The organism is Pseudomonas sp. BJa5 (assembly GCF_030272875.2).
Classification (GTDB): Bacteria; Pseudomonadota; Gammaproteobacteria; order Pseudomonadales; family Pseudomonadaceae; genus Aquipseudomonas.
This window is the reverse complement of the sequence record NZ_JALRNG020000003.1, coordinates 1-24,929: the sequence shown is the minus strand read 5'-3', so window position 1 is coordinate 24,929 and position 24,929 is coordinate 1. Positions and strand designations below refer to the sequence as shown.

23 protein-coding genes and 1 pseudogene are annotated in these 24,929 nt (G+C 58.5%); 21 read left to right on the top strand and 3 right to left on the bottom strand.

Features of this window, described 5'->3' with window-relative positions:
• Positions 1-130: 130 nt before the first annotated feature.
• From ihfB to M2D63_RS02290, 16 genes are all read left to right on the top strand, one after another.
• The gene (gene ihfB / locus M2D63_RS02365) at positions 131-448 is read left to right on the top strand and encodes an integration host factor subunit beta (protein WP_285861179.1); all 318 of its coding nucleotides are present in this window, start codon (positions 131-133) and stop codon (positions 446-448) included.
• The gene (locus M2D63_RS02360; RefSeq protein WP_285861178.1) at positions 441-692 is read left to right on the top strand and encodes a lipopolysaccharide assembly protein LapA domain-containing protein; all 252 of its coding nucleotides are present in this window, start codon (positions 441-443) and stop codon (positions 690-692) included. The genes ihfB and M2D63_RS02360 overlap by 8 nt, the downstream gene beginning before the upstream one ends.
• A 423-nt stretch (positions 693-1,115) precedes the next feature.
• Positions 1,116-2,168 carry an LPS O-antigen chain length determinant protein WzzB gene (locus tag M2D63_RS02355; RefSeq protein ID WP_285861177.1) on the top strand — a complete coding sequence of 351 codons (1,053 nt, stop codon included), beginning with the start codon at positions 1,116-1,118 and terminating at the stop codon, positions 2,166-2,168.
• 77 nt (positions 2,169-2,245) lie between these two features.
• Complete coding sequence (locus M2D63_RS02350) at positions 2,246-3,496, top strand: oligosaccharide flippase family protein (RefSeq protein WP_285861176.1); 1,251 nt, start codon at positions 2,246-2,248, stop codon at positions 3,494-3,496.
• Between the two features lie 79 nt (positions 3,497-3,575).
• Positions 3,576-4,577 (top strand): glycosyltransferase family 2 protein, encoded by a 1,002-nt coding sequence (locus M2D63_RS02345; RefSeq protein ID WP_285861320.1) that lies wholly within the window; start codon positions 3,576-3,578, stop codon positions 4,575-4,577.
• Between the two features lie 38 nt (positions 4,578-4,615).
• Complete coding sequence (locus tag M2D63_RS02340) at positions 4,616-5,602, top strand: EpsG family protein (protein WP_285861319.1); 987 nt, start codon at positions 4,616-4,618, stop codon at positions 5,600-5,602.
• A gap of 90 nt (positions 5,603-5,692) precedes the next feature.
• Positions 5,693-6,904, top strand: a complete 1,212-nt coding sequence (locus M2D63_RS02335) for a glycosyltransferase (protein WP_285861175.1) — start codon at positions 5,693-5,695, stop codon at positions 6,902-6,904.
• A complete protein-coding gene (locus M2D63_RS02330; protein WP_028943684.1) occupies positions 6,897-7,931 on the top strand; it encodes a polysaccharide biosynthesis protein in 1,035 nt (344 codons plus the stop codon). The genes M2D63_RS02335 and M2D63_RS02330 overlap by 8 nt, the downstream gene beginning before the upstream one ends.
• A 3-nt stretch (positions 7,932-7,934) precedes the next feature.
• Positions 7,935-9,053: a capsular polysaccharide biosynthesis protein CapF gene (locus M2D63_RS02325; RefSeq protein ID WP_285861174.1), complete on the top strand. Its 1,119-nt coding sequence runs from the start codon at positions 7,935-7,937 to the stop codon at positions 9,051-9,053.
• A gap of 23 nt (positions 9,054-9,076) precedes the next feature.
• Positions 9,077-10,207 (top strand): non-hydrolyzing UDP-N-acetylglucosamine 2-epimerase, encoded by a 1,131-nt coding sequence (wecB, locus tag M2D63_RS02320; RefSeq protein WP_285861173.1) that lies wholly within the window; start codon positions 9,077-9,079, stop codon positions 10,205-10,207.
• A gap of 13 nt (positions 10,208-10,220) precedes the next feature.
• On the top strand, positions 10,221-11,474 hold the full coding sequence (locus tag M2D63_RS02315; protein WP_285861172.1) for a glycosyltransferase family 4 protein: 1,254 nt from the start codon (positions 10,221-10,223) through the stop codon (positions 11,472-11,474).
• A complete protein-coding gene (locus tag M2D63_RS02310) occupies positions 11,474-12,433 on the top strand; it encodes an SDR family oxidoreductase (protein ID WP_285861318.1) in 960 nt (319 codons plus the stop codon). The genes M2D63_RS02315 and M2D63_RS02310 overlap by 1 nt, the downstream gene beginning before the upstream one ends.
• A gap of 2 nt (positions 12,434-12,435) precedes the next feature.
• The gene (locus M2D63_RS02305; protein ID WP_285861171.1) at positions 12,436-13,446 is read left to right on the top strand and encodes a glycosyltransferase family 4 protein; all 1,011 of its coding nucleotides are present in this window, start codon (positions 12,436-12,438) and stop codon (positions 13,444-13,446) included.
• Positions 13,447-13,516: 70 nt separating this feature from the next.
• Complete coding sequence (locus M2D63_RS02300; RefSeq protein ID WP_285861170.1) at positions 13,517-15,511, top strand: nucleoside-diphosphate sugar epimerase/dehydratase; 1,995 nt, start codon at positions 13,517-13,519, stop codon at positions 15,509-15,511.
• Between the two features lie 148 nt (positions 15,512-15,659).
• On the top strand, positions 15,660-15,986 hold the full coding sequence (locus M2D63_RS02295; RefSeq protein ID WP_285861169.1) for a helix-hairpin-helix domain-containing protein: 327 nt from the start codon (positions 15,660-15,662) through the stop codon (positions 15,984-15,986).
• Positions 15,987-16,126: 140 nt separating this feature from the next.
• Complete coding sequence (locus M2D63_RS02290) at positions 16,127-16,921, top strand: SDR family oxidoreductase (protein WP_285861168.1); 795 nt, start codon at positions 16,127-16,129, stop codon at positions 16,919-16,921.
• Positions 16,922-16,943: 22 nt separating this feature from the next.
• Here M2D63_RS02290 and M2D63_RS02285 read toward each other — a convergent pair whose 3' ends face one another.
• The gene (locus M2D63_RS02285) at positions 16,944-17,111 is read right to left on the bottom strand and encodes a DUF2897 family protein (RefSeq protein ID WP_285861167.1); all 168 of its coding nucleotides are present in this window, start codon (positions 17,109-17,111) and stop codon (positions 16,944-16,946) included.
• Between the two features lie 177 nt (positions 17,112-17,288).
• On the opposite strand from M2D63_RS02285, the gene pyrF reads away from it, so the two are divergent.
• Entirely contained in the window at positions 17,289-17,990 is a 702-nt protein-coding gene (gene pyrF, locus M2D63_RS02280; RefSeq protein ID WP_285861166.1) for an orotidine-5'-phosphate decarboxylase, read from the top strand.
• A 106-nt stretch (positions 17,991-18,096) separates the two neighbouring features.
• On the opposite strand, the gene M2D63_RS02275 is transcribed toward pyrF, so the two are convergent.
• Positions 18,097-19,101 (bottom strand): NADP-dependent oxidoreductase, encoded by a 1,005-nt coding sequence (locus M2D63_RS02275; RefSeq protein WP_285861165.1) that lies wholly within the window; start codon positions 19,099-19,101, stop codon positions 18,097-18,099.
• 229 nt (positions 19,102-19,330) lie between these two features.
• On the opposite strand from M2D63_RS02275, the gene M2D63_RS02270 reads away from it, so the two are divergent.
• Positions 19,331-20,092 carry an SDR family oxidoreductase gene (locus M2D63_RS02270; protein ID WP_285861163.1) on the top strand — a complete coding sequence of 254 codons (762 nt, stop codon included), beginning with the start codon at positions 19,331-19,333 and terminating at the stop codon, positions 20,090-20,092.
• Here M2D63_RS02270 and M2D63_RS02265 read toward each other — a convergent pair.
• The gene (locus M2D63_RS02265; protein WP_285861162.1) at positions 20,085-21,254 is read right to left on the bottom strand and encodes an MFS transporter; all 1,170 of its coding nucleotides are present in this window, start codon (positions 21,252-21,254) and stop codon (positions 20,085-20,087) included. The two genes, M2D63_RS02270 and M2D63_RS02265, sit on opposite strands and share 8 nt — an antisense overlap.
• 114 nt (positions 21,255-21,368) lie before the next feature.
• On the opposite strand from M2D63_RS02265, the gene M2D63_RS02260 reads away from it, so the two are divergent.
• From M2D63_RS02260 to M2D63_RS02250, 3 genes and pseudogenes are all read left to right on the top strand, one after another.
• Positions 21,369-22,766, top strand: a complete 1,398-nt coding sequence (locus tag M2D63_RS02260; protein ID WP_285861160.1) for a PLP-dependent aminotransferase family protein — start codon at positions 21,369-21,371, stop codon at positions 22,764-22,766.
• 122 nt (positions 22,767-22,888) lie between these two features.
• Positions 22,889-23,974, top strand: a pseudogene (locus tag M2D63_RS02255) (HAMP domain-containing protein); the annotation flags it as partial.
• A complete protein-coding gene (locus M2D63_RS02250) occupies positions 23,954-24,835 on the top strand; it encodes a methyl-accepting chemotaxis protein (RefSeq protein WP_405308979.1) in 882 nt (293 codons plus the stop codon). The pseudogene M2D63_RS02255 and the gene M2D63_RS02250, both read left to right, overlap by 21 nt.
• Positions 24,836-24,929 lie beyond the last annotated feature (94 nt).

Below are 24,929 nucleotides of genomic sequence, written 5' to 3'. Positions count from 1 at the left end.
GCATATTTTTTCCTACAAAAGGGATGACAAGAATCCTCTATTAAGTCAATAACCGCCCTGTTCAAAACCCTCAGCTCATGCTAAAAACAATGAAGCAATGATCTAGCTGCTTGATAAAGAAGGGAAAAATATGACGAAGTCGGAGCTGATCGAACGTATTGTTACCCATCAGGGGCTGCTCTCATCCAAGGATGTCGAGCTGGCCATCAAGACCATGCTTGAACAGATGTCTCAGTGCCTGGCTACCGGTGATCGTATCGAGATCCGTGGCTTTGGCAGCTTTTCCCTGCATTACCGTGCGCCGCGAGTAGGGCGCAACCCGAAGACCGGGCAGTCCGTCAGTCTGGATGGCAAGTTTGTGCCGCATTTCAAGCCGGGTAAGGAATTGCGCGATCGGGTGAATGAGGAAGAAGCGGGCGCAGACCATGAAGGAGTCGGGCGTGCATAAGGTCAATCGCCTATTGTTGGTTTTGCTGCTATTGCTGTTGGTTGCCGTTGTGCTGGTGTTTACCCTCGAGAACCAGCAGGTGATCAGCCTGGTGTTTCTGGGGTTCACATTGCCACCACTGCCCGTTGCTCTGCTCTTGGTAATGGCTTTGGTGCTGGGGCTCTTGCTTGGGCCGGTGCTGGGTGCATTGGTCGTGTGGCGCGGTCGACACAAGATCAGGCAGGCGGCGCGTTATCCCCGCTAGGGGCTGTGGTTTTATTCTTCCTGGTGCGTAGATTTCGTGTGTCTGCGCAGCCGTCTTCGGGTATTCGACCCGCCTATAGATAATGCTTCTTATTAGCGATAAGCGGCCGTTTACCCGACCGCCGGAGTCGTTCCTCAATGAACTATTAAGTCGCTGATAAGTCAGAAAAGCTTGCTTTGCTGGCATGCCAGTATCAGATATTCTAAGCGCGCAATCAGGCCACACGAACTTAGGATGTAAGTCATTTTTGACTGATCTGTAGGAATGCTTGCGAACTGAGTAAGACCTCTCTGGTTTTTCGGGGCGGTCTTGAGTGAATTGCCACTGTCACCTAAGCTTGCGTGCGCTTGTACCTCGTTTCCGGTCAGCGAGCCCGCGTTTATAAGGCCTGGTGAGCTGTATCCGAGGAAAAATAGAGTAAAAATGGTTAGTGAACGCCTGGTACAGAATGACGAAGTAGACCTGACGGAACTGTTCAAGGGACTATGGCGGCAAAAGCTGCTGATCCTGCTGTGTGCAGCCGTGGTGTTCCTGGCGGCTGCGGCTTATGCCTGGCAAGCCAAGCCAGTGTATGAAGCCAGTTTGATCATTCAGCCTCCCACCCAGAACGATATTGCCAATCTCAACTTTGGCAGAGGCACGGAGAATGGCCTGGAAGTTCTTCGGATAAAGGACGTCTATGATGTCTATCTCAAGCACTTGCAGTCCGAAGCATTGAGATGGGAGTTGTATCAGAATCTCTATGTGCCGCTCCTGACGGAAGCGCAGCGCCAAGGTCCCCAGAATGCCTTTTTCGCTCGATTCAGCAATTCGCTGGTCATTGCACCTGTGCGCAAGGACGACCCGACCCGTTTCTCGATCACCGCGAGCGTAGGTGATCCGCAACAGGCCGCAGACTGGGTCAAGGCCTATGCAGCCCTGGCTGGCGAAAAGGCCAAGGAAGAGGTGCTGAAGAACACCCGGAGCGACGCAACGATCAAGGCAGACAACTTGCAAAAGCAAATTGATCGCCACCGCGCCAGTTCAAGCAAAGAGCGCGAGGACCAGATTGTGCAACTCAAGGAAGCGTTGCGGGTGGCGAAATCCATCGGTCTGGAAAAGCCGCCGATCATCACCGGCAAACTGGCGGCAGAAGTTTCGTCCGGTATGGACAGTTCCTTGATGTACATGCGCGGAAGCAAAGCGCTTGAGGCGGAAATCTCAAACCTTGAGAGCCGCAAGTCGGACGATCCATTTATCCGCAATTTGCGTCAGAGCCAGGAGAGCCTGGCCTTCTACCGGACCCTTGAAATCGATCCTGCGACGGTCGCGGTCTATCGACAGGATGGCATCGTCGAAGTCCCTGATCGCCCCGTCAAGCCTAGAAAGCTGATGATCATGGCACTGGGTCTGATCGTAGGACTGGGCTTGGGAATTTTCGTGGCACTCGTCCGCTTTTTCCTGATTGAAAAAGTAGGGAATCGACGGGCAGTGTAAGCAGATTGATAGAGCTGTAGCGGTGTTGCTGCAGATTGGCCTGATGCCCAGGTTACAAGGTTTTGTGAGGTGATTTGTTGAATCTGGCTCAGGTCAAGCAGCTCTACAAGGATAATGTCAAGGTAATAAGTAATTATTCCCACATGACTATCCTGCAAGTGGCGAACTCGTTCTTCTATCTGCTGATTTATCCATTCGTTATCAATAATGTCGGTATTGATAACTTTGGACTATTCGTATTTGCCACCAGCATCGCAGCGTATTTCATGGTTTTTATAAACTTTGGATTCGACATGCATGCTGCCAAGCTGGTGTCTCTGAGCCAGGACGATAACGCCTTGCATGCGTCGCTGTTATCTTCGGTGACAGTGGCCAAGGTCGTGCTGGAACTCGTGGCGGTGGCGGTATTTGCTGCCTTGCTCTTGCTGGTTCCGTTCATGCAGGCGAACGCATGGATTTTCATCATGTGTTTTGCCAATACGCTGTCCTGCATCTTCTTGCCGCTCTGGTATTTTCATGGCATGCAGCAAATGAAAGTACTGACGACTGTTCAGCTTTCGCTGAAGTTGTTGTCGCTGCCGGCGATTTATCTGCTGGTCAAGGGTGTCGATGATGTCGGGGTCTACACCTTTATTGTGGTGGCCACCAACGTACTGGCTTCCGTAGTAGCCTTCTACCTGGCCTTGCGGCATACGCGGTCTGCGCTGAAGTGGCCAGCGTTCTCGGGGGTTGTTGCCTTGCTGCGTGAAGTGCAGCCATTTTTCTGGTCCAGTGCCACCAATACGCTCAAGCAGAAAAGTATAGAAATCATCATCGGTTCTTTCTTCGGCATGAAAGAAGTGGCGATCTATGACCTCGCCAACAAGATTTTCTCGGTGCCCAGTCTGCTGGCCTCCAACATCAATGCCGCACTTTTTCCGATGATGGTAAAAAACGCACACAGGCACCTTGTCAATAAAATCATCAAGGTGGAAATCTTCATCGGCCTGCTCTGCATGCTCTCGGTGGCGGTGGGTGGGTACTGGGTGGTGCGCCTGGTGTCTGTGCACGATATGCAAGAAGCCTATTACCTGGCGATGTTGCTGAGTGTCAATATCATGACCTTCCTGATCGTCGGTAGTCATATCTACTTCATATTCGTACCGCGCCAACGCTATGACTTCGTGCTCCGCAATCAGGTGATTTCGGTCATTACGTTCTATGGCTTCTGCGCTATTTATCTGTATTTGAACTGGAGTATCTATTCGGTTGTGCTGGCGTTGGTGACTTCGGCCATGCTCGAGATTCTGTATAGCTACTCGCTGGTCAAGAAGGTTCAGGATTATTAAGCCTGCCGGTTGCGGGTGCCACTGCGGGTGGCAGCTGGGCCTTCAGGCAATCAAAGGTTAGGAGAGGGGTGTGGCAGCAATGGAACAATTTGATATTCCAGTGGTTCTGCTTTTGTTCAAGCGCATCGACAAGCCGCTGGAGGTCATCAAGCAGATTGCCAAGGTTGCCCCGGCCAAGCTGTACCTGCTCTCGGATGGCGGTCGCAATGACGAAGAAAAGGCGCAGGTAGCCCAATGTCGCCAGGCGATTGAAGCAGCCATTACCTGGGATTGCGAGGTTATCCGCAAATACGAAGAAAACAATATTGGCGTGTACGCGAATATTGGTGAAGGCGCCAAGTGGGTTTTCCAGCGTGAAGAACACGCCATTTTTCTCGAAGATGACAACCTTCCAGAGGTTTCATTCTTTGAGTTTTGCCGGGAGATGCTGCTTCGCTACAAGAATGACACGCGTGTTCTTTGGGTGTGTGGCACGAACTATTTGAAGACCTATGAGCCTGAAGATGGCTCCAGCTATGTATTTACCAAGAACATGATGCCGTGCGGCTGGGCTTCCTGGTCTGACAAATTCACCCGGTTCTACGATGGTGAACTGGTCCTGTGGCGTGATGAGTATATTCGCAACAGGATCAAGGATGAGTACGCGTACCAGAAACTCTATTACCAGGATAGCTACAACCTGGACTATGAGCTGGAAGCAAAAGAGAAAAACGGGCGCTTTTACTCATGGGATTACCAGATGAGCTTTTCCGTGCGCGCTCACAACCTGTATGCAATCGTGCCCAAATATAATCAGATCACCAATATCGGCGTTGATCTGGACTCCACCCATGGTGGTCACTCGATGGAAAATCTCATGGTGGAAAGGTTCTGCGGCCTGCCTACCCGCCCCATGGAATTCCCATTGAAACACCCCGAGGTGTTGCTGATCGACAACACCTTTGAAGTGGCGGTTGCGAAAATCATCCTGGACCCTCAATTCTTCTCGATGCGTTCGATGCTCTCCAGAACGATCAGGCGAATGTTGGGTATCAGCAAGACGGAAAGCATTTCCGGCTTCATCAAGAACAAATTCAAATAGAAGTCGGCAATATGGAAGCAAGAAGACAGTTGTCCATCGTGCTCGCGTTGCCTGTTCTGCTGGTGATGTGGATGCTCTATGGCTGGAACTTTTGGAATGGTGATCGCGAAGGCTATGAGCTGTATTACTATACGCGCGACACCATTGCCAGTTGGGGCAAGGAAATAGGCTATGGCTATCTGAATATCTTTGCCAGTCGCACCGGGCTTTCATACCAGGGGTTCCAGATCATTGTCGCCCTGGTTACGTTGTTGCTGGTGTGGCGCTATGTAGTCAAGCGCACCCTGTTCCCCTTCGTCTCCTTGCTGGTCTACCTTGTCTGCTTCTTTCCGCTCGATTTCGTGTTGGTCAGGAATTTTCTTTCTTTCGCCATTGGCTTGCAGGCCATGCTGGTGCTGTTCGAAAACAAGTCCTACAGCCGGCTAAAATATGCACTGCTGATTCTTCTGGCCGCATCGATACACCAGTCATCACTGATCTTCATCATCTTCATTGCCATGCCCTTGAACAGGGTCGTTCCGTTGGGGCGGTTCTTGTTTCTCTACACCTCCTTTCTCTGTGCCTATGTGCTGGCACGTTACAGCTTGCCCCTGCCTGCCAGTATCGCCAGCCATTTCAGTTATTACGACACGTCATTGAAGAGCTCGTTGGCCAACGTCGCAGTTCATGTCTTGTCGGTCGTGCTGGTGTCTTTTGCAATTTTTTCCGAACGCTTCAGCCTTCGGCAAGTGTTCAATGCGACGGGGCGGGATAAAGAACTTGTCTTTCTTTTGAACTTGAACTTGTTCTCCCTGTTCTTCGTCGTTTTGTATTTCGAGTCCGAGATATTTGTACGGCTACTTCGCTCTATCATATTTTTCAATATGCTGCACTGTGTCAACTCGCTATTTTTGCAGCGTCGCAGCTACTTTTTTCTCGGTTTGTATATCCTGTTTTTTGCAGGTTATCTGGTTTTATTTTATATTGTTCCGGTTGCGCAGTTTTCGCTGCTGCCGATGCTCAGGGACAATCTGCTTTGGAATTGACGCGATGAGCAAGGGCTCGAGGGTGTCTGGAGTTGTCGGTCGACGGATGGTCGGCCGCTTGCGTTTGGTAAATGCTCAGGTGAGGGCGTGATGAGAGTACTGTTCCTGGGTGGAATCTTTAGTGACAGCGACAAGAACAATATTGTTCAGAAGTCCAAGGGCGGGGTGCAGCACGCCGCCGACACCCTCCAGAAAAACTACATTCAGGGCTTCTCGCAAAGCCCGTCTGTCGATGCGCTGACGGTGATAAATCTGCCATTTATTGGCGCCTATCCCCGGCGTTATCGCGATGCGTTCTATCGGCCGGCAGCGAAGCGCGAATCACTGGATCGCGCCACCATCATGAACATCAGTTTTTTCAACCTGACGATCGTGAAAAACCTGCACAAGGTGGTGCGTGCCGTCAAGACGATCCTGCAGCAAATGAAGGCGGACAAGGGTAAGCCCCAGGTACTGGTCTGCTACTCCATGCACTTGCCGTTCCTGCTGGCCTGCTACGTCGTCAAGACGCTGCGCAGGGATACGCATTTTTGTGTTATCGTGCCGGATCTGCCTGAGTACATGGCCGTACGGCGTGGGCTGGCGAAATTCGTATTCCATATGCTATCGCGGATCTCTTACTTCATTGTCAGTCGAGCAGACAGCATTTCGGCAATCACCAAGGATATGCTCGGAAAGTTCGACGACGGCATCAAGAAAGTGGTCATTGAAGGTATTGCCGACAAGCGTTATATCGCCTTGTCTGACGCGGTAGAGCGGAAAAAGTATTTCTTGTATACCGGTACGCTCGATCGCCGTTACGGCATCAGGAATCTGGTCGATTCTTATGTCGCCTCCGGTGTCAGTGACTACGAGCTCTTTATCTGCGGCGACGGTGATGATCGCAAGTATGTAGAACAGGTTGCTGCTGTAAATTCGGGTGTAAAATATTTTGGACAGCTGGATCGCGAATCGGTCTTGAAGTTGCAGCGCAATGCGGCGTTGCTGGTCAACCCGAGAGACAACGACTCTGTCTACACGAAGTACTCGTTTCCATCCAAGATTATCGAGTACATGTCGTCCGGGGTTCCTGTGCTGATGTACAAGCTCGACGGTATTCCAGAGGAATATTACGACTTTTGCTATCTTGTTCCGCCGGGTAGTGATGGCTTGAAGATGAAATTGCTGGAGCTGTCAAAGCTCGCTGATAGCGAATTTGTCAGCAAGGGTGTGTTGGCCAAGCAGTTCATTGTCGAAAATAAAATGCCTGATATGCAGGTCGCTAAGTTGTTGGATGCTATTAAAGGAAAAGGTCATGTTTAAAGGCAAAAAGTTGCTGATCACAGGTGGTACTGGTTCTTTTGGTAATGCTGTGCTTAAGCGTTTTCTCGATACCGATATCGCCGAAGTCCGTATCTTCAGCCGAGACGAGAAGAAGCAGGACGACATGCGCAAGCGCTATGGCAGTTCCAAGCTCAAGTTTTACATCGGCGACGTGCGTGACTATCAAAGCGTGCTGAACGCCACCCGTGGCGTGGATTACATCTTCCATGCCGCTGCCCTCAAGCAAGTGCCTTCCTGCGAATTCCACCCAATGGAAGCGGTCAAGACCAACGTCCTGGGTACCGAGAACCTGCTCGAGGCCGCGATCCAGAACGAGGTCAAGCGCGTTGTCTGCCTGAGTACCGACAAGGCGGTCTACCCGATCAATGCCATGGGTATCTCCAAGGCAATGATGGAGAAGGTCATGGTGGCCAAGTCGCGTAACGTCGACGACACCAAGACCGTGATCTGCGGTACCCGTTACGGCAACGTCATGGCGTCCCGCGGCTCGGTAATCCCGCTGTTCATCGATCAGATCCGCGCTGGCAAGGCCCTGACCCTGACTGACCCGAACATGACGCGTTTCATGATGACCCTGGCCGACGCCGTTGACCTGGTCCTGTACGCATTCAAGCACGGTAACAACGGTGACCTGTTCGTGCAGAAAGCCCCGGCAGCGACCGTGGAAGTCCTGGCCCGCGCACTGACCGATCTGGTCGGCAAGCCAGAGCATCCTATCCAGGTGATCGGTACTCGCCATGGCGAAAAGCTCTACGAAGCGTTGCTCAGCCGTGAAGAAATGGCCTGTGCAGAAGACATGGGCGATTACTTCCGCGTTCCGCCAGACCTGCGTGACCTGAACTACGCCAAATTTGTCGAGCAGGGCGAAACCAAGATTTCTCGCACCGAAGACTACAACTCGCACAACACCGAGCGTCTGGACGTGCAGGGCATGCAGCAGTTGCTGCTGAAACTGGACTTCATGCGTGCGATCCAGCGTGGCGAACACGCAACGCCCGAGGAATAATCGATGAAGGTTCTGATTACAGGTGCCAACGGTTTTGTCGGTCAGAATTTGATCGCTCACCTGGGGGAGCGCAGCGACGTCGAGGTGCTGCGCTTTACTCGCGAGGATTCTCTGGCGAGTCTGCCAGGCCTGGTTGCGCAAGCGGATTTTGTGTTTCACCTGGCAGGCGTCAATCGCCCGCAGGACCCACAGGAGTTCCACTCCGGCAACACCGACCTGACCCGCGCCGTCTGTGACGCGGTCAAGGCCAGTGGCCGCAAGACGCCTGTACTGTACACATCGTCCAGCCAGGCAGAACTGGATAACCCCTATGGCAGCAGCAAGCGTGGCGCTGAACAGGTCTTGCTTGACCTGAAGTCCGAGCATGGCGCTGCTGTGCACCTGTTCCGCCTGCCTAACGTATTCGGAAAATGGGCACGACCGAACTACAACTCGGCGGTGGCGACCTTCTGCAACAACATCGCCAAGGATCTGCCGATCCAGATCAACGACCCGAGCGCGCGTATCAATCTGGTCTACATCGACGATGTCGTCAGCCATTTCATTGCCGTGATGGATGGCAAGCTGGCAGGGGATCCGTTTGTCAGCGTCGAGCCTCAGTACAGCATCACCGTGGGTGGGCTGGCTGATCAGCTGGCCGCATTCCGCGACAGTCGCAAGACCATGATTACCGAGCCGGTAGGTACCGGGCTGGTAAGGGCGCTGTATTCCACTTACCTGAGCTACCTGACGCCTGATCGCTTTACCTATGAGGTTCCCAAGTACGGGGATCCGCGTGGCGTATTCGTGGAGATGCTGAAGACGCCGGACGCTGGCCAGTTCTCGTATTTCACTGCGCATCCAGGTATTACCCGCGGTGGTCATTACCACCACTCCAAGACCGAGAAGTTCCTGGTTATCCGTGGCAAGGCCTGCTTCCGTTTCCGCCACATCGTTTCCGGCGAGTTCTACGAGTTGTTCACCACCGGCGAGCAACCTGAAATCGTTGAAACGGTGCCGGGCTGGACGCACGACATCACCAACGTGGGCGAGGACGAGATGATCGTCATGCTCTGGGCCAATGAAATTTTTGACCGCGAGCACCCGGATACCTACGCTCGGCCGGTGGGCACCGAAGCCTGAGCCGCTGTTTACAGGAAATTGCAATGAAGAAAATGAAAGTTGTAACAGTGGTGGGTACTCGCCCGGAAATCATCCGCCTGTCGCGGGTGATGGCCAAGCTCGATGAGCACTGCGAACACATCCTGGTGCATACCGGCCAGAACTACGATTACGAGCTCAACGAGATCTTCTTCCAGGATCTGGGCATTCGTAAGCCGGACCACTTTTTGAACGCCGCTGGCGCCACTGGTGCAGAAACGATCGGTAACGTGATTATCGCGGTCGATCGCGTGCTGGCCGAAGTCCAGCCCGAAGCGCTGCTGGTGCTGGGCGATACCAACAGCTGCATGGCTGTGCTTCCTGCCAAGCGCCGCAAGATTCCTACCTTCCACATGGAAGCGGGCAATCGTTGCTTCGATATGCGTGTGCCTGAGGAAATCAACCGCCGCATCGTCGACCATACCGCTGATATCAACCTGACCTACAGCACCATTGCCCGTGACTACCTGTTGCGTGAAGGGCTGCCAGCGGATCGCGTGATCAAGACCGGTAGTCCGATGTTCGAGGTGCTCAATCATTACCGCGAAGGTATCGATGCCTCCGACGTACTGACGCGCCTGGGCCTGGAGCCTGGCAAGTTCTTCGTCGTCAGTGCCCATCGGGAAGAGAACATCGACTCCGACAAGAACTTCCTGAAGCTGGTCGACGTGCTCAATTCGGTTGCCGAGCAGTTCGATTTCCCGGTCATCGTATCGACCCACCCACGTACGCAAAAACGCGTCACTGCGATGGGCGTTACCTTCCATCCCAATGTGCGTCTGCTGAAACCCTTGGGCTTCAAGGACTACAACAAGCTTCAACTCGAAGCCAAGGCGGTGTTGTCCGACAGCGGTACGATCAACGAAGAAGCGTCGATCCTGAACTTCCCGGCCTTGAACATCCGTGAAGCCCACGAGCGTCCGGAAGGCATGGAAGAGGCTGCGGCAATGATGGTCGGCCTGGAAACCGAGCGCGTGCTGCAAGGCCTGAACATCCTGGAAAGCCAGGGGCGTGGTGAAGAGCGCAGTATGCGCCTGGTCGCTGACTACAGCATGCCGAACGTATCGGACAAGGTTGTGCGCATCGTGCACAGCTACACCGACTACGTGAATCGTGTCGTCTGGAAGCGCTACTGAACCGGGTGTATCAATGGCTGACGAGAAACTACGGGTTCTGGTAGTTACGCAGTACTTTTGGCCGGAAAATATGCGGATCAATGATTTGGTCCGCGATTTTTCGGAAAAAGGCCACGAGGTCACGGTGCTCACCGGGTTGCCAAACTACCCGGAGGGCAAGGTGTTCGATGCTTACCGCAACAACCCTGCGGAATTTGACACTTACGCCGGTGCGAAGGTGGTTCGCGTGCCGCTGTTACCGCGTGGCAAGCGTGCGATTCAGTTGGTGCTCAACTACCTGTCGTTCTTCCTGATGGCATCCACGCTGGGTGCGTTCAAGTTGCGCGGCCGCAAGTACGACGCCATCTTCGTCTATGCCGTCTCACCCATCATGGCTGCCATTCCGGCAGTGGTCATCGGGCGGTTGAAGCGTGCGCCGGTGTTTGTCTGGGTGCTGGACCTCTGGCCGGAAACCCTGCGGGCGGTGAATGTGCTGCACAACCCCAAGTTGCTGTCCTTGGTGGGCAAGCTCGTTTCATGGATCTACAACCGCACGGATTACCTGCTGCTGCAATCCCACGGCTTTTTTGACAATGTCCGCCAGTATTGCACCAAGGCAATTTCCAGCGAACGGTTGGTGTATTTCCCAAGCTGGGCAGAAGATGATTTTTCCGCACCGGCTCCCCAGCAGGGCAATCTGATCGAACATGACCCTGAGGTTTTTACCGTCGTGTTTGCCGGCAACCTCGGTGAAGCGCAAGACTTCCCGGCGCTGATTGACGCGGTGCAGGCCCTGCGCGACAAAGTCAAAGTACGCTGGGTGATCGTCGGTGACGGGCGCATGAGTCAATGGTTGCAAGAGCAGGTCGATAGCAAGGGGCTGGACAACGTCCTGCTGCTGGGACGTCATCCGCTCGCTGCCATGCCAGGCTTGTTCGCCCAGGCGGATGCGCTGCTGGTATCGTTGCGCACCAACGATGTCTTCGAGAAAACCATTCCGGGCAAGGTGCAGGCCTACCTGGCATCCGGTCGTCCTATCCTCGGTATGATCAACGGCGAGGCGGCTCGCGTCATCCAGGAGTCCGGCGCCGGTCTGGCGTGCAATTCCGGTGATGGGCAGGGGCTTGCGCAAATCACTTTGCAACTGGCGACGGCCTCCGTCGAGCAACGCCGGGCGATGGGGGAGGCGGGACGTCAGTACTATTGTGAGCAGTACTCCAAGCCTGCATTGCTGGCGCGGTTGGAGACGCTTTTCCGTGATGCCACTTTACGCAAGGCAGAGACATGATGTCGCAATCCATATTTCTTACGGGTGCTAGCGGTTTTGTCGGCAGAGCTGTCCTCAAGCGCCTGCTGGCGGACGGTGTGCCGGTTGTTGCTGCGCTGCGTGGCAACAGCGAACTGGCCGGTGTCTCGGTGCCTGTGGTTCGTTTCGACAACCTCGATGCAGCGCATGACTGGGGGGACAGCCTGGCCGGTTGCGACGTCGTCATCCACGCGGCCGCCAGGGTCCACGTGATGAACGATACCGAAGCCGATCCGATGGCGGCGTTTCGCAAGGTCAATGTCGATGGCACGCTTGCCCTCGCGCGTCAGGCCGCAGCGGCAGGGGTAAAGCGTTTCGTCTTTATCAGCTCGATCAAGGTCAATGGCGAAGGCACTCCCCTCGGCCGTCCTTACACGGCAGATGATGTCCCGGCGCCTGCAGATCCTTACGGCATCTCCAAGATGGAGGCTGAACAGGGCCTTCAGCAATTGGCCAGGGACTGTGCGATGGAAGTGGTCATACTGCGACCGGTGTTGGTGTACGGACCTGGCGTCAAAGCCAACTTCCTGGCGATGATGCGCTGGCTGGACAAGGGTGTTCCACTGCCGTTCGGCTCGATCGACAATCGTCGCAGCCTGGTGGCCCTGGATAACCTGGTGGATTTGATCGTGACGTGCACGCGTCATCCCGCTGCCGCGAACCAGACCTTCCTGGTGAGCGACGGCGAAGATCTTTCCACTACACAGTTGCTGCGGCGCATGGCGCGCGCGCTGGGCAAACCGGCACGATTGCTGCCGATTCCCGCCTGGGTGCTGAAAACCGGCGCAGCCATGCTGGGCAAGCGTTCGCTTTCGCAGCGTTTGTGTGGATCGTTACAAGTTGATATCGACAAGACCCGTTCGCTCCTGGGCTGGGTACCCCCGGTCAAGGTCGATGACGCGTTGAGTCTGGTTGCACGGCAGTATCAGGAAAATAAATAAAGATGAATGTCTGGTGGCTGTTTCCGATTGTCTTGCTGGTCTCGTTGTTGTTGACAGGTGCGCTTCGGCGCTACGCGTTGGCCAAGAGCATCATCGACATTCCCAATGCACGTAGTTCCCACTCGGTTCCAACACCGCGCGGTGGTGGTGTAGCAATTGTCATTGCATTCCTGTTGGCCATTGCGACCTTGATTGTTGTCCGTGGCGAAGACCTGTCGGTGTTGATTGCGCTCGCGGGTGCCGGAGCGATGATCGCCATTCTCGGTTTCATGGACGACCATGGGCATATCGCCGCTCGCTGGCGACTGCTCGGGCATTTCATCGCATCTGCCTGGGTATTGGGCTGGCTGGGCGGTTTGCCGGCGCTTGAAGTGTTTGGCCTGACCCTTGACCTGGGGTGGTTCGGTGCGATCCTGGCAGCCGTCTACCTGGTCTGGTTGCTCAACCTGTACAACTTCATGGACGGCATTGACGGAATCGCCAGTGTCGAGGCCATTACGGTGTGCCTTGGCGCCTGCCTGTTGTACTGGGTCGGTGGTGTTGCGCACCTGGCTATCCTGCCGTTCTTGCTGGCCGTGGCGGTTGCCGGTTTCCTGTTCTGGAACTTCCCGCCAGCGCGGATCTTCATGGGCGATGCGGGCAGCGGGTTCCTCGGGATCATGTTGGGCGCGCTGTCGCTGCAGGCGGCCTGGGCGTCTTCGCAGTTGTTCTGGTGCTGGTTGATTCTGCTCGGCGTCTTCATCGTCGATGCCACCTTTACCCTGTTGCGTCGCTTGTCGCGCGGCGACAAGGTATACGAGGCCCATCGCAGCCATGCCTACCAGTTTGCGTCCCGCCAACATGGCAGACACTTGCCGGTTACCCTGGCGGTGGCGGCATTGAATCTGTTCTGGTTGCTGCCCGTTGCCCTGAGCGTGATGTTACTGGGGGTCGATGGGGTACTCGCCCTGATCATTGCCTATGTGCCACTCGTTGTTCTGGCCGTGCGTTATCGTGCAGGGCAACTCGAGTAGTTCCGACGCAGCGCGTCTCATCTACAGTGCAGGTTGCGGGTAAGGTCAATTCAAGGTTTTCAGAGGGAATATGGATAAAGTGCGTGCGTTTTTGCTGAGTATGCCACGTCGTCAAAAGCGCCTCCTGCAAGTGCTTACAGATATCCTCCTGGTATGGGCGGCGCTGTGGATGGCGTTTGTGGTTCGCCTGGGTATTGAAGAACTGGCCAATCCCTTCCGGGACCATCTCTGGCTGTTCATCTGTGCGCCGACAGTCGCGATCCCGTTGTTCATCCGCTTTGGCATGTACCGCGCCGTCATGCGTTACTTCGGCAACGATGCGTTGATTGCCATTATCAAGGCAGTCAGCCTTTCGTCCCTGATTCTTGGCTTTATCGTTTACTGGTCCAGCAACCACCAGCATGTCGTGCCGCGCTCGATCATCTTCAACTATTGGTGGTTGAGCCTGGTCATGGTCGGCGGACTGCGCCTGGCCATGCGTCAGTACTTCCTCGGTGACTGGTTTGTTGCGGCGCAGCATGTGCCCTTTGCCAGCCGTGAGGACGGATTGCCGAAAGTGGCCGTGTACGGCGCCGGTGCTGCAGGTAATCAGCTGGTGGCGGCACTGCGCATGGGCAAGATGATGCGCCCGGTTGCCTTCATCGATGATGACAGCAGTATCTCCGACCGGGTCATTTCCGGCTTGCAGGTCTATAACCCGACCCAGATTCAGCGAATGATCGATGTCACGGGTGCCCAGGAGCTGCTGTTGGCGATTCCTTCGGCCACCCGTGTGCGCCGACGGGAGATCCTCGGTTTTCTCGAAGGCTTCCCGCTGCATGTCCGCAGTATTCCGGGATTCATGGACCTGGCCAGCGGCCGGGTCAAGGTCGACGACTTGCAGGAAGTGGATATCGCCGACCTGTTGGGTCGGGATGCGGTGCCTGCCCAGGAAGACCTGCTGGCCCATTGCGTCTCGAACCAGACCGTGCTGGTGACTGGTGCCGGCGGCTCCATCGGTTCGGAACTCTGCCGGCAGATCCTGAACCTCAATCCCAAGGTCCTGCTGTTGCTGGAACACAGCGAGTTCAATCTCTACAGCATCCTGTCCGAGCTCGAACAACGCGTCGCGCGCAAATCGCTGTCCACGCGCATCCTGCCGATCCTGGGGTCGGTACGCAATCCGCCACAGCTGCTGGATGTGATGACGACCTGGCGGGTCGACACGGTCTACCACGCAGCGGCCTACAAGCATGTGCCGATGGTCGAGCACAACATCGCCGAAGGCGTGTTGAACAATGTCATCGGCACCCTCAACACGGCGCAGGCAGCGTTGCAGGCGGGCGTCTCCAACTTCGTGCTGATTTCGACCGACAAGGCCGTACGTCCCACCAACGTCATGGGAAGTACCAAGCGACTTGCCGAAATGACCTTGCAGGCCTTGAGCCGTGAGATCGCGCCGGTACTGTTCGGCGACAGCGGCAACGTTTCACGGGTCAACAAGACCCGCTTTACCATGGTTCGATTCGGCAACGTGCTGGGTTCCTCCGGTTCGGTCATCCCGTTGTTCTACAAACAGATCAAGTCGGGTGGCCCGCTGACGGTCACTCACCCGAAGATCACCCGCTATTTCATGACCATCCCCGAGGCGGCCCAGCTCGTTATTCAGGCGGGGTCCATGGGGCAGGGCGGCGATGTCTTCGTGCTCGACATGGGCGAGCCGGTGAAAATCGTCGAACTGGCAGAAAAAATGGTTCATCTGTCGGGCTTGAGCGTTCGTTCCGAGCGTAACCCCCATGGCGATATCGCCATCGAGTTCAGCGGTTTGCGTCCTGGCGAGAAACTCTATGAAGAGCTTTTGATCGGTGACAACGTGGTGGCGACACGGCACCCGATGATCATGGGCGCGCAGGAGGATTACCTGCCGTGGGATCAGCTCAAGGAGCGCTTGAACGAATTGCTGGCAGCCATTTCCGCCGATGATTATGGGCGGGTTCGTCAATTGCTGCGGGAAACGGTCAGTGGCTATACCCCTGAAGGTGAGATTGTCGACTGGATCTACCAGCAGCGTCGGCTGGATCCTTGAGACGACGGGTATCCTGGGCCTGATGTCAGACTGATTCAGTAAAGATTCCCGGGGCGATACCTGTTTGATTCTTTGCTCCTTAGGACTAGGTTTCAAAAGCAGCCAAGGAAAAGCTGCCTTTTGAAACCCGTCCAAGGAGTGCTACCCCATGCGCAACACCGTCCTGTCCTACCTGCTGCTGCCCCTGTTCGCCAGCGTATCCTTCTCGTTAAGCGCAGCACCTGCGTCCATGCCCGCTGCCAGCCCGACACCTGTTGTCGCCTCCCAGCAAACCGACACGCGCCTTGATCTGAACAGCGCTGACGCCAGTACCTTGCAATCCACCCTCACCGGTATCGGCAAGACCAAGGCCGAAGCCATCGTCGCCTATCGTCAAGCCAATGGTCCCTTTACCTCCGTGGATGAACTGCTCGAGATCAAGGGCATCGGCAAGGCCCTGCTTGACCGCAACCGCGACAAACTCACCGTCAACTGACGCCACCGTTCAGGCCGGTCATCGATCGGCCTGCCCCTTGTGAATGCCTTTGGTCGGTTCGGCTTGTGAAAATATTACGATGATAATATTTTATCGTCACGGCCTTACCCCATCATTGCAAGCCTGTGGAGATCAACGCTATGACTGACGTATCGATTGCACCTACCGCGCTCGTTACCGGCGCTTCTTCGGGGATTGGCGCGGTCTACGCCGAACGACTGGCAGCGCGCGGACATGATCTGCTGCTGGTGGCACGTGATCGGCAGCGGCTTGAAGCCCTGGCGGCCGATCTGCAAGCGCGTCATGGCGTGAATGTCGAGGTGTTGCCGGCAGACCTGGCCCAACCGGCGGATCTGGCGCGTGTGGAGCAACGTCTGCGTGACGATGCCGATATCGGTGTGCTGGTCAATAACGCGGGGATTGCCATGCACGGCACCCTGGCCGAGGCGACCGGGCAGCAGATCGACGCGCTGGTTGCGCTCAACATCGTCGCGGTCACCCGCCTGGCATCGGCAGCGGCGGCCCGGTTTACCCAGGCCGGTCGCGGTACCATCATCAACCTGGCGTCCGTGGTGGCCCTGGCGCCGCAGATGTTCAACGCGGTGTACAGCGCCAGCAAGGCCTATGTGCTGAGCCTGACCCAGACGCTGCATGGCGAGTTGAGCGACAAGGGGGTAAAGGTCCAGGCCGTGTTGCCAGGCGTCACCCGTACCGAGATCTGGGAGCGATCCGGGCTGGATGTCGCGCAGATCGATCCGCGGATGGTCATGGAAGTAGGGGAGATGGTCGATGCGGCCCTGGCCGGGCTGGATCAACAGGAAGTGGTGACCATCCCGTCATTGCCGGACGCCGCCGACTGGCAGGCCTACATCAAGGCGCGGGATGCGCTGGGGCCGAATCTGTCGCGCAGTTCGGCCGCCGCACGGTACAAGTGAAGCGCAAGGGCGAGCGGAGCGCTCACTGGTCCTTGGCGTCCTTGGCGTCCATTTCGGCATTGCGTTCGTGAATGCGCTTGAGCTGCTCCTCGGTCAGGGGCAGCTTTTTCGCGGTGTCGCGTAGCAGCATCAGGCCGCCAACAATCGAGCCGATGGCCAGGACCAATATCAACCAGGCATACCAGGGCATGGGGTTCTCCTCGGCAGGGCACTGATGCCGCTGCTTAACATTTGGGCAAATACGCCATCCATTGGTTCAATTATAGGGACACTGCCGCCGCCGGGCTAATTCGCGATCTTCGGCCCCCCACGGGCCGCCGCTTCGTTTACAATGCGCGCCGTTCAAGACTTGCCAAGAGACCAGCCCATGTCCGCCTGCCAGACGCCAATCATCGTCGCCCTGGATTTCCCTACCCGTGACGCCGCCCTGAAGCTGGCCGATCAGCTCGATCCCGCCCTGTGCCGGGTCAAGGTCGGCAAGGAGCTGTTCACCAGCAGCGCGTCGGGCATCGTCGAAACGCTGTGCGACAAGGGTTTCGAGGTATTCCTCGACCTGAAATTCCACGACATTCCCAACACTACCGCCATGGCCGTCAAGGCCGCTGCAGAGATGGGCGTGTGGATGGTCAACGTTCATTGCTCCGGCGGCTTGCGCATGATGGCGGCCTGCCGTGAAGAGCTGGCCAAGCGCAGCGGTCCACAGCCTTTGCTGATCGGTGTGACCGTGCTGACCAGCATGGAGCGTGAAGACCTCGCCGGCATCGGCCTGGACATCGAGCCCCAGGAGCAAGTACTGCGCCTGGCTGCCCTGGCGGAAAAGGCCGGGATGGACGGGCTGGTGTGCTCGGCCCTGGAAGCACCGGCCCTCAAGGCCGCGCATCCGTCCCTGCAACTGGTGACCCCGGGTATTCGCCCGGCCGGTAGCGCCCAGGATGACCAGCGCCGCATCCTCACCCCGCGCCAGGCCCTGGATGCCGGCTCCGACTACCTGGTGATCGGTCGCCCGATCAGCCAGGCCGCCGATCCGGCCCAGGCGCTGGCGGACGTGGTCGCTCAAATCCGCGCTTGATCCGTAGGAGCGGGCTTGTCCCGCGATGAAACCGTCACCGGCTATGATTCGCTGCGTGTTCGATCGCGGGGCAAGCCCGCTCCTACAGAGGCTCGGTCGACTCCGGTTAAACCTTCAGGACCAGCTTGCCGAAATTTTCCCCGCTGAACAGCTTGAGTAGTGTCTCGGGGAAAGTTTCCAGGCCTTCGACCACGTCTTCCTTGCTCTTCACCTTGCCGGTTGCCAGCCAGCCGGCCATCTCCTGCGCTGCCTGGCCATAGTGGGCGGCGTGGTCCATGACTACGAACCCTTCCATGCGCGCGCGGTTGACCAGCAGTGACAGGTAGTTGGCCGGCCCCTTGACCGCCTGCTTGTTGTTGTACTGGCTGATGGCGCCGCAGATCACCACCCGTGCCTTGAAATTCAGGCGGGTGAGTACGGCATCGAGGATGTCGCCACCGACGTTGTCGAAATAGACGTCCACGCCTTTCGGGCATTCGCGCTTGAGGCCTTCGAGCACCTCTTCGGCCTTGTAGTCGATGACCCCGTCAAAGCCCAGTTCGTCCTTGAGGTACTGGCATTTCTGCTCGCCTCCGGCAATGCCCACCACGCGACAGCCCTTGATCCGGGCGATCTGCCCGGCAATGCTGCCCACGGCACCGGCGGCCCCGGATATCACCACGGTTTCACCGACCTTGGGCGCGCCGACTTCGAGCAGGGCGAAGTAGGCGGTCATGCCGGTCATGCCCAGGGCCGACAGGTAGCGCGGCAACGGCGCCAGTGATGGATCGATCTTGTAGAAGCCCTGGGGTTCGCCGAGGAAGTAGTCCTGCACACCGAGGGCACCGTTGACGTGGTCGCCGACGGCAAAGCCCGGGTGCTTGGAAGCAATCACCTGGCCTACGCCGAGGGCGCGCATCACCTGGCCCAGAGCGACTGGCGGAATGTAGGACTTGCCTTCATTCATCCAGCCGCGCATGGCGGGGTCCAGGGACAGGTAGAGATTTTTCACCAGCACCTGGCCTTCAGCGGGTTCGCCCACCGCTACCTGCTCGAAGCTGAAGTCGTCTCGGCTGACCGCCCCGATCGGGCGTTTGCTGAGCAGGAAGCGGCGGTTGGTCTGGGCAGTCATGGCGGGGTCTCTGGAATGAAGGGCAAAGTCTGTTGATAGACCCTCACAGGCGATCCGGCAAGTTGCGCAGGCGTTGCGAATGCCGGGCGATCCATGGCCGTGATCCTTCGCTTGCAGACAATCACCCGCAGCGATACCCCCTCAACCGGCGTCCTGATGATGCTGCCAATCGGTGGTGCGCGCTGACTAGACTCCTGGCCACAGACCACATTTTGTTCAGGAGCTAGCGATGAGCATGACGTTTTCCGGCCAGGTTGCCCTGGTCACCGGTGGTGCGGCAGGGATCGGCCGGGCCACGGCCCTGGCATTCGCCGCCGAGGGGTTGAAGGTGGTGGTAGCCGACCTGGACAGCGCCGGCGGCGAGGCGACGGTCGAGCAGATCCGTGCCGCCGGAGGCGAGGCCCTGTTCGTGGCCTGCAACGTTACCCGTGAGGTCGAGGTGCAGCAGTTGTTGGCGCAGACGCTGGAGGCCTACGGTCGCCTGGACTATGCCTTCAACAACGCCGGCATCGAAATCGAGCAGGGACGTCTGGCCGAAGGCAGCGAAGCCGAGTTCGACGCGATCATGGGTGTCAACGTCAAGGGTGTCTGGCTGTGCATGAAGCACCAATTGCCCCTGTTGCTGGCCCAGGGTGGTGGCGCCATTGTCAACACCGCTTCGGTCGCGGGCCTGGGCGCGGCACCGAAGATGAGCATCTACAGTGCATCCAAACATGCGGTAATCGGCCTGACCAAGTCGGCGGCCATCGAGTACGCCAAGAAGAAAATCCGCGTCAACGCGGTGTGCCCGGCAGTGATCGACACCGACATGTTCCGTCGCGCCTATGAGGCCGACCCGCGCAAGGCCGAGTTTGCCGCGGCCATGCACCCGGTCGGGCGGATCGGCAAGGTCGAGGAGATCGCCAGCGCGGTGCTCTACCTGTGCAGTGACGGTGCTGCCTTCACCACAGGTCAGGCGTTGGCAGTGGACGGTGGCGCCACGGCTATCTGAGTGCAGCCAGCTGGCTGCACGACAGGGTCTTGTGGCTGCGCCACAGGGCCAGGCCGACCAGCAGGCAGCCGATCAGCAGTGCCAGGCCGAACACCAGCAAGGCGGCACTGGCGCCGAGGCGGTCGACCAGCAGCCCGGTGAGGATTACCGGCAGGCTGAAGCCCAGGTAGGCGAGAAGGAAGAACCCTGCGCTGGCGCGGGTTTTTTCCTCGCCTGCCAGGCTGTTCACCGCTGACAGGCCACCCAGGTAGATAAAACCGTAACAGGCGCTGCTGGCGGCGATGCTGCCGAGCAGCACGGCGGCCAGCGCACCGGCGTCTGCCCCCCAGGCCAGCAGTGCATAGCTGCATGGCAACACCACCAGGCCGATTGCCGTTGCCCTGGCAGGGGCCAGCCGGCGTGCCAGGGGCTGGAACAACAGACCACAACTGATCACGCAAAAGGTCGAGAATCCGGACCAGTTGGCCAGTCCATGTTGCTTGAGGATGGACGGCAACAGGGCGATCACCAGCCCGACACAGGCCCAGGCCAGCAGGATCGCCAGGCCGTAGGCGAGGCTGCCGCTCGGATAGCAGGGCAAGCGCAGCAGCGGTGTCTTGCGCGGTGCGCGCTGATCCGGCAGGCGCCAGGCGGCGAGCAGGGCCAGGGCGGCGAGCAGCAGGTGCAGGTAGAAGCTGCCGGGGCGCAGCTCGGGGCCACTGAGCAGAAACACACTGGTCAGCGCCGCCCCCAGGCCAAAGCCCAGGGAGGTGCTGGCGGTGACCCAGGTGGCGGCACGCCGGTTATCGTTGCCGGGCATCAACTCACTCATGTAGGCAGTGCCGGTCGCCGAAGCCAGTGCGGTGCCGGCGCCGAGCATCAGGCGCGCCAGGCCCAGGGTTTTAAGGCCGGGTGCCAGCAACATGGTCAGGGTGGCGAGCATGGACAGCCCCAGGGCAACCAGGATCAGCGGACGTCGTCCAACCCGGTCGGCAAGGCCGCCGAGCAGCAGCAACACCGGCAGTACACCCAGTACGTAACCGGAAAAGGCAATCGCCGTTGCCCCTGCACCCTGTCCGGACAGTTCGGCATAGGCGGTGTACAACGGCGCCTGCAGGTTGACCGCAAAGGTGATCAGGCACAGGGCCACGGCGAGCAGGGCAGGGGAGCGCAGGGTAGGCATGGTTAACTCCTTGTCGATGGCGCGACTATCCCCTTCGCGCCTGTGCTGCCACAAGGCACACCCGTTGTGGATTTGTGGTTAACTGTTTGGACAAAAACAGCAAACACTTTGCCCATGAACCTTACCCTCGATCGCCAGTCTTCTACGCCGCTGGCGCAGCAACTGGCGGAGCAACTGCAGGCCTGGATCCGCCAGCGGCGCTTGCGCCCGGGCACGCGGTTGCCGTCGATCCGGCAACTGGCGCGGGAGCAGGGGGTCAGTCAGTCCTGTGTGATCGAAAGCTACGATCGCCTGGTGGCCGCCGGTTGGCTTGAGGCGCGCCATGGCGCCGGTTTTTTCGTGGCCGAACAGCGACTCAGCGAACCCGTGCTCGATCAGCCGCTACGCGACGAGGCCTTCGACGGTCGCTGGCAGCAGTTCAATGACGATAAGGCCGGGTTGCTCAACCTCTGCTGTGGCTGGGTGCCTGCCAGCTGGCGTGCCACCGAAGCGATTGCCCAGGCCGTACGGCAGGTCAGCCGAGGGCCGGTGGAGGACCTGATCGACTATTGTCCGCCCCTGGGCCTGGCCAGCTTGCGTAGCCAGTTGCACAAGCGCCTGGGACAGGTCGGCATCGAGGTGGCTGCTGAGCAGATCCTCACCACCCAGGGCGCCAGCCATGCCCTCGACCTGCTGGTGCGGGTCCTGCTCAAGCCCGGAGACAAGGTGCTGGTGGAAAGCCCGGGCTACTACAACCTGTACAACCTGTTGCGCCAGCACGGCATAGAAATGCTGGAGGTGCCGCGTACCGCCACAGGCCCCGACCTGCCGGTGCTGGAAGCGCTGCTGCAGCGCCACCGCCCGCGCTGCCTGTATATCAACAGCCTGTACCACAACCCCACGGGCAGCAGCCTGACGCCCAAGGTAGCTTATCGCTTGCTGGAGCTTGCCCGCGAGTACGACGTGCAGGTGATCGAAGACGATATCTATGCCGACTTCCAGGACGGTGCGGTCACGCGCCTGGTCAGCCTGGATGCCGAGCAGCGGGTGATCTACCTGGCCAGTCTGTCCAAGACCCTGAGCAGCTCGCTGCGAGTGGGCTACCTGGTGGCGCCCCCCGCGCTGATTACCCGTCTGGCCGAGTTGAAGATGGTCACCGGCCTGGGCACTTCACGCTTTACCGAGCAGGTGGTGGCGCAGATGCTGGCCAGCGGCACGTACCGCAAGAGCGTCTCACGCCTGCGCCTGCGTCTGGCCCAGCACATGGCCAAGGCACTGGGGCAACTGGAGGCTTGCGGCTGGCAGGTGTTTGCCGAGCCCTATGGCGGCATGTTCGTCTGGGCGCGTTGCCCGGGGCGGGATTTTGCCGCGCTCGACCGAGAGGCCCAGGCCTGTTCGGTGCTGCTGGCGCCGGGCAGCGCCTTTTATCCACAGGGCGATGCCAGCGACTGGCTGCGGATCAATGTCGCCTACGCCCAGGACCAGCGCGCCCAGGCCTTTTTCCAGCGCACAAGGCGACCTCCGCCGTCCTGAAAACGACTCGCTCGTAGCTTTTCGCCATTATTGCGGCGCCAACATCTTGTGCCGCGACCGCTGTCGTTGCCACTCTGCGGCTTTAAGTCTGCCGGTAGTGCGGCGCGACAGGGGGAGGTGCGATGAGCGCGGTCAAACGTGGTTTTTTTGCCAACCTGGGTATGGCGCGCAAGCTGGGCCTGGGCTTTGCCCTGGTCCTGCTGCTGACCGCCGTGGTGGCGTTCTGCGCCATTGCCGCGCTGCACAGCGTCGGCCAGCGTTTCGATGGCCTCAAGCAGATGACCGCGCTCAACACTGGCCTGCTCAAGGTGCGCTTACAGGAACAAGCCTTTGCCCTGCGCTCCGACCCCAAGGCGGTGGAAGCCTTGCATCAGGGGCTGGAGGCGCTGTTGGTGCAGGCCCGGGACCTGCCGCAATTGACCGGCAGCGGCGTCGAGCAGGCATTGAACGACTATCGCCAGACCTTCGATGAGTTCGTCGCATTGACCCAGTCCAAGGAGCTGGCGCTGGACATGGCCAGCTGGTCGGTCTCCAGCGTCGCCAACAACCTTGATGTGTTGCAGGCCGGGCTGGCCGATGACGGCACCTACACCCTCAAGGACAGTCAGGGCCTGCAAGGGGCCGAGTTCGTCGAGCAGTCTGGTCAGGTGGCCCAGGTCGCCCGCTTGATGCTCCAGGCCATGGACGAGGCGCGGGTTCGCCTGGAGCAGAATCGCAAGGGCAGCGAGGAAGCCCGTCAGGGTCGTATCGAACAGGCCGAGCAGGCTGGCGCACTGGTCGAGCAACTCAAGGCCGGGGTCAGCGATGCCGGTTACCAGACCGTGCTCAATGAAGTCAGCGGCCATATCGGCAGCTTCAGCGAAAAGCTCAAGGAGTACACCGATCTGCTCGGGCGCGAGCAGCAACTCAAGCAGTTGTTGCAGCAACGGGCCGAGCAGGTGACCGCCCAGGTCGACCAGGCCAGCCTCGCGCAAGAGCAGGCCATGCAGGATGAACTCAAGGGCAATGCCCTGTCGATTCTGCTGGCCTCACTGCTGGCGCTGTTCGTTGGTGTGGTGGCGGCCTGGCTGATCACCCGCGCGGTGGTCGGGCCGCTGCGACAGGTGATCGGGCGCGCCGAGCAGATCGCTGCCGGTGATCTGAGTGGCACCATCAGCGTCGATCGCCGGGATGAAATCGGTCAGTTGATGCAGGCCATGCAGCAGATGGGTGCGGGACTGAGCAGCATTGTCAGTGGCTTGCAGCAGGGTATCGAGCAGTTGGCCAGCAATGCCCAGTCGCTTTCGGCGGTGACCGAGCAGGCCAATCGAGAAGTCGGCAGCCAGAAGGAGGAAACCGAACAGGTGGCCACCGCGATGCAGCAGATGACCGCCACGGTTCATGATGTCGCGCGCAATGCCGAAGAGGCGGCACTGGCCGCCCAGGCGGCGGATGACAAGGTTGGCAGCGGCCAGCAGGTGGTGCGCCAGGGCATGCAGCGGATCGAACAACTGGCCCGTTCGGCCGAGTCGGCCAGCCAGGGTATCGAAAGCCTCAGCGCCGAAATCCAGACCATCGCGACGGTATTGGAGGTGATCAAGAGCGTGGCGGAACAGACCAACCTGCTGGCCCTCAATGCCGCCATCGAAGCGGCCCGGGCCGGCGAGCAAGGGCGCGGATTTGCCGTGGTGGCCGATGAGGTGCGGGCCCTGGCCCGACGCACCCAGCAGTCCACCGAGGAGATCGAGCGCCTGGTCGGCCGCTTGCGTGGCAGCGCCCAGGCCTCGGTGGCGCAGATCCAGGGCAGTAGCGAACTGGTCAAACTGGCGGTGGCTGATGCCCTGCACACTGAGAGTGCCTTGGGCAGCATTGCGGCAGCGGTGTCGCTGATCCAGCAGATGAACCAGCAGATTGCCGCTGCGGCAGAAGAACAGAGCTCGGTGGCCGAGGAGATCAGCCGTAGCGTCACCCAGATTCGCAGCAGCGCCGATCAGTCGGCGGTGGCGATGCAGGGCAATGCACGGTCCAGCATCGAGTTGGCACAACTGGGCAGCGACCTGAAGGGCATGGTCGGCCATTTCAGGCTGTGATGAGCAAGTGTGCAGCCATCGCAGGCTCCCACAGGAAAAAGGCTATGGCCTGTAGGAGCGGGCTTGCCCCGCGATGCGATGTAACTGACCGATT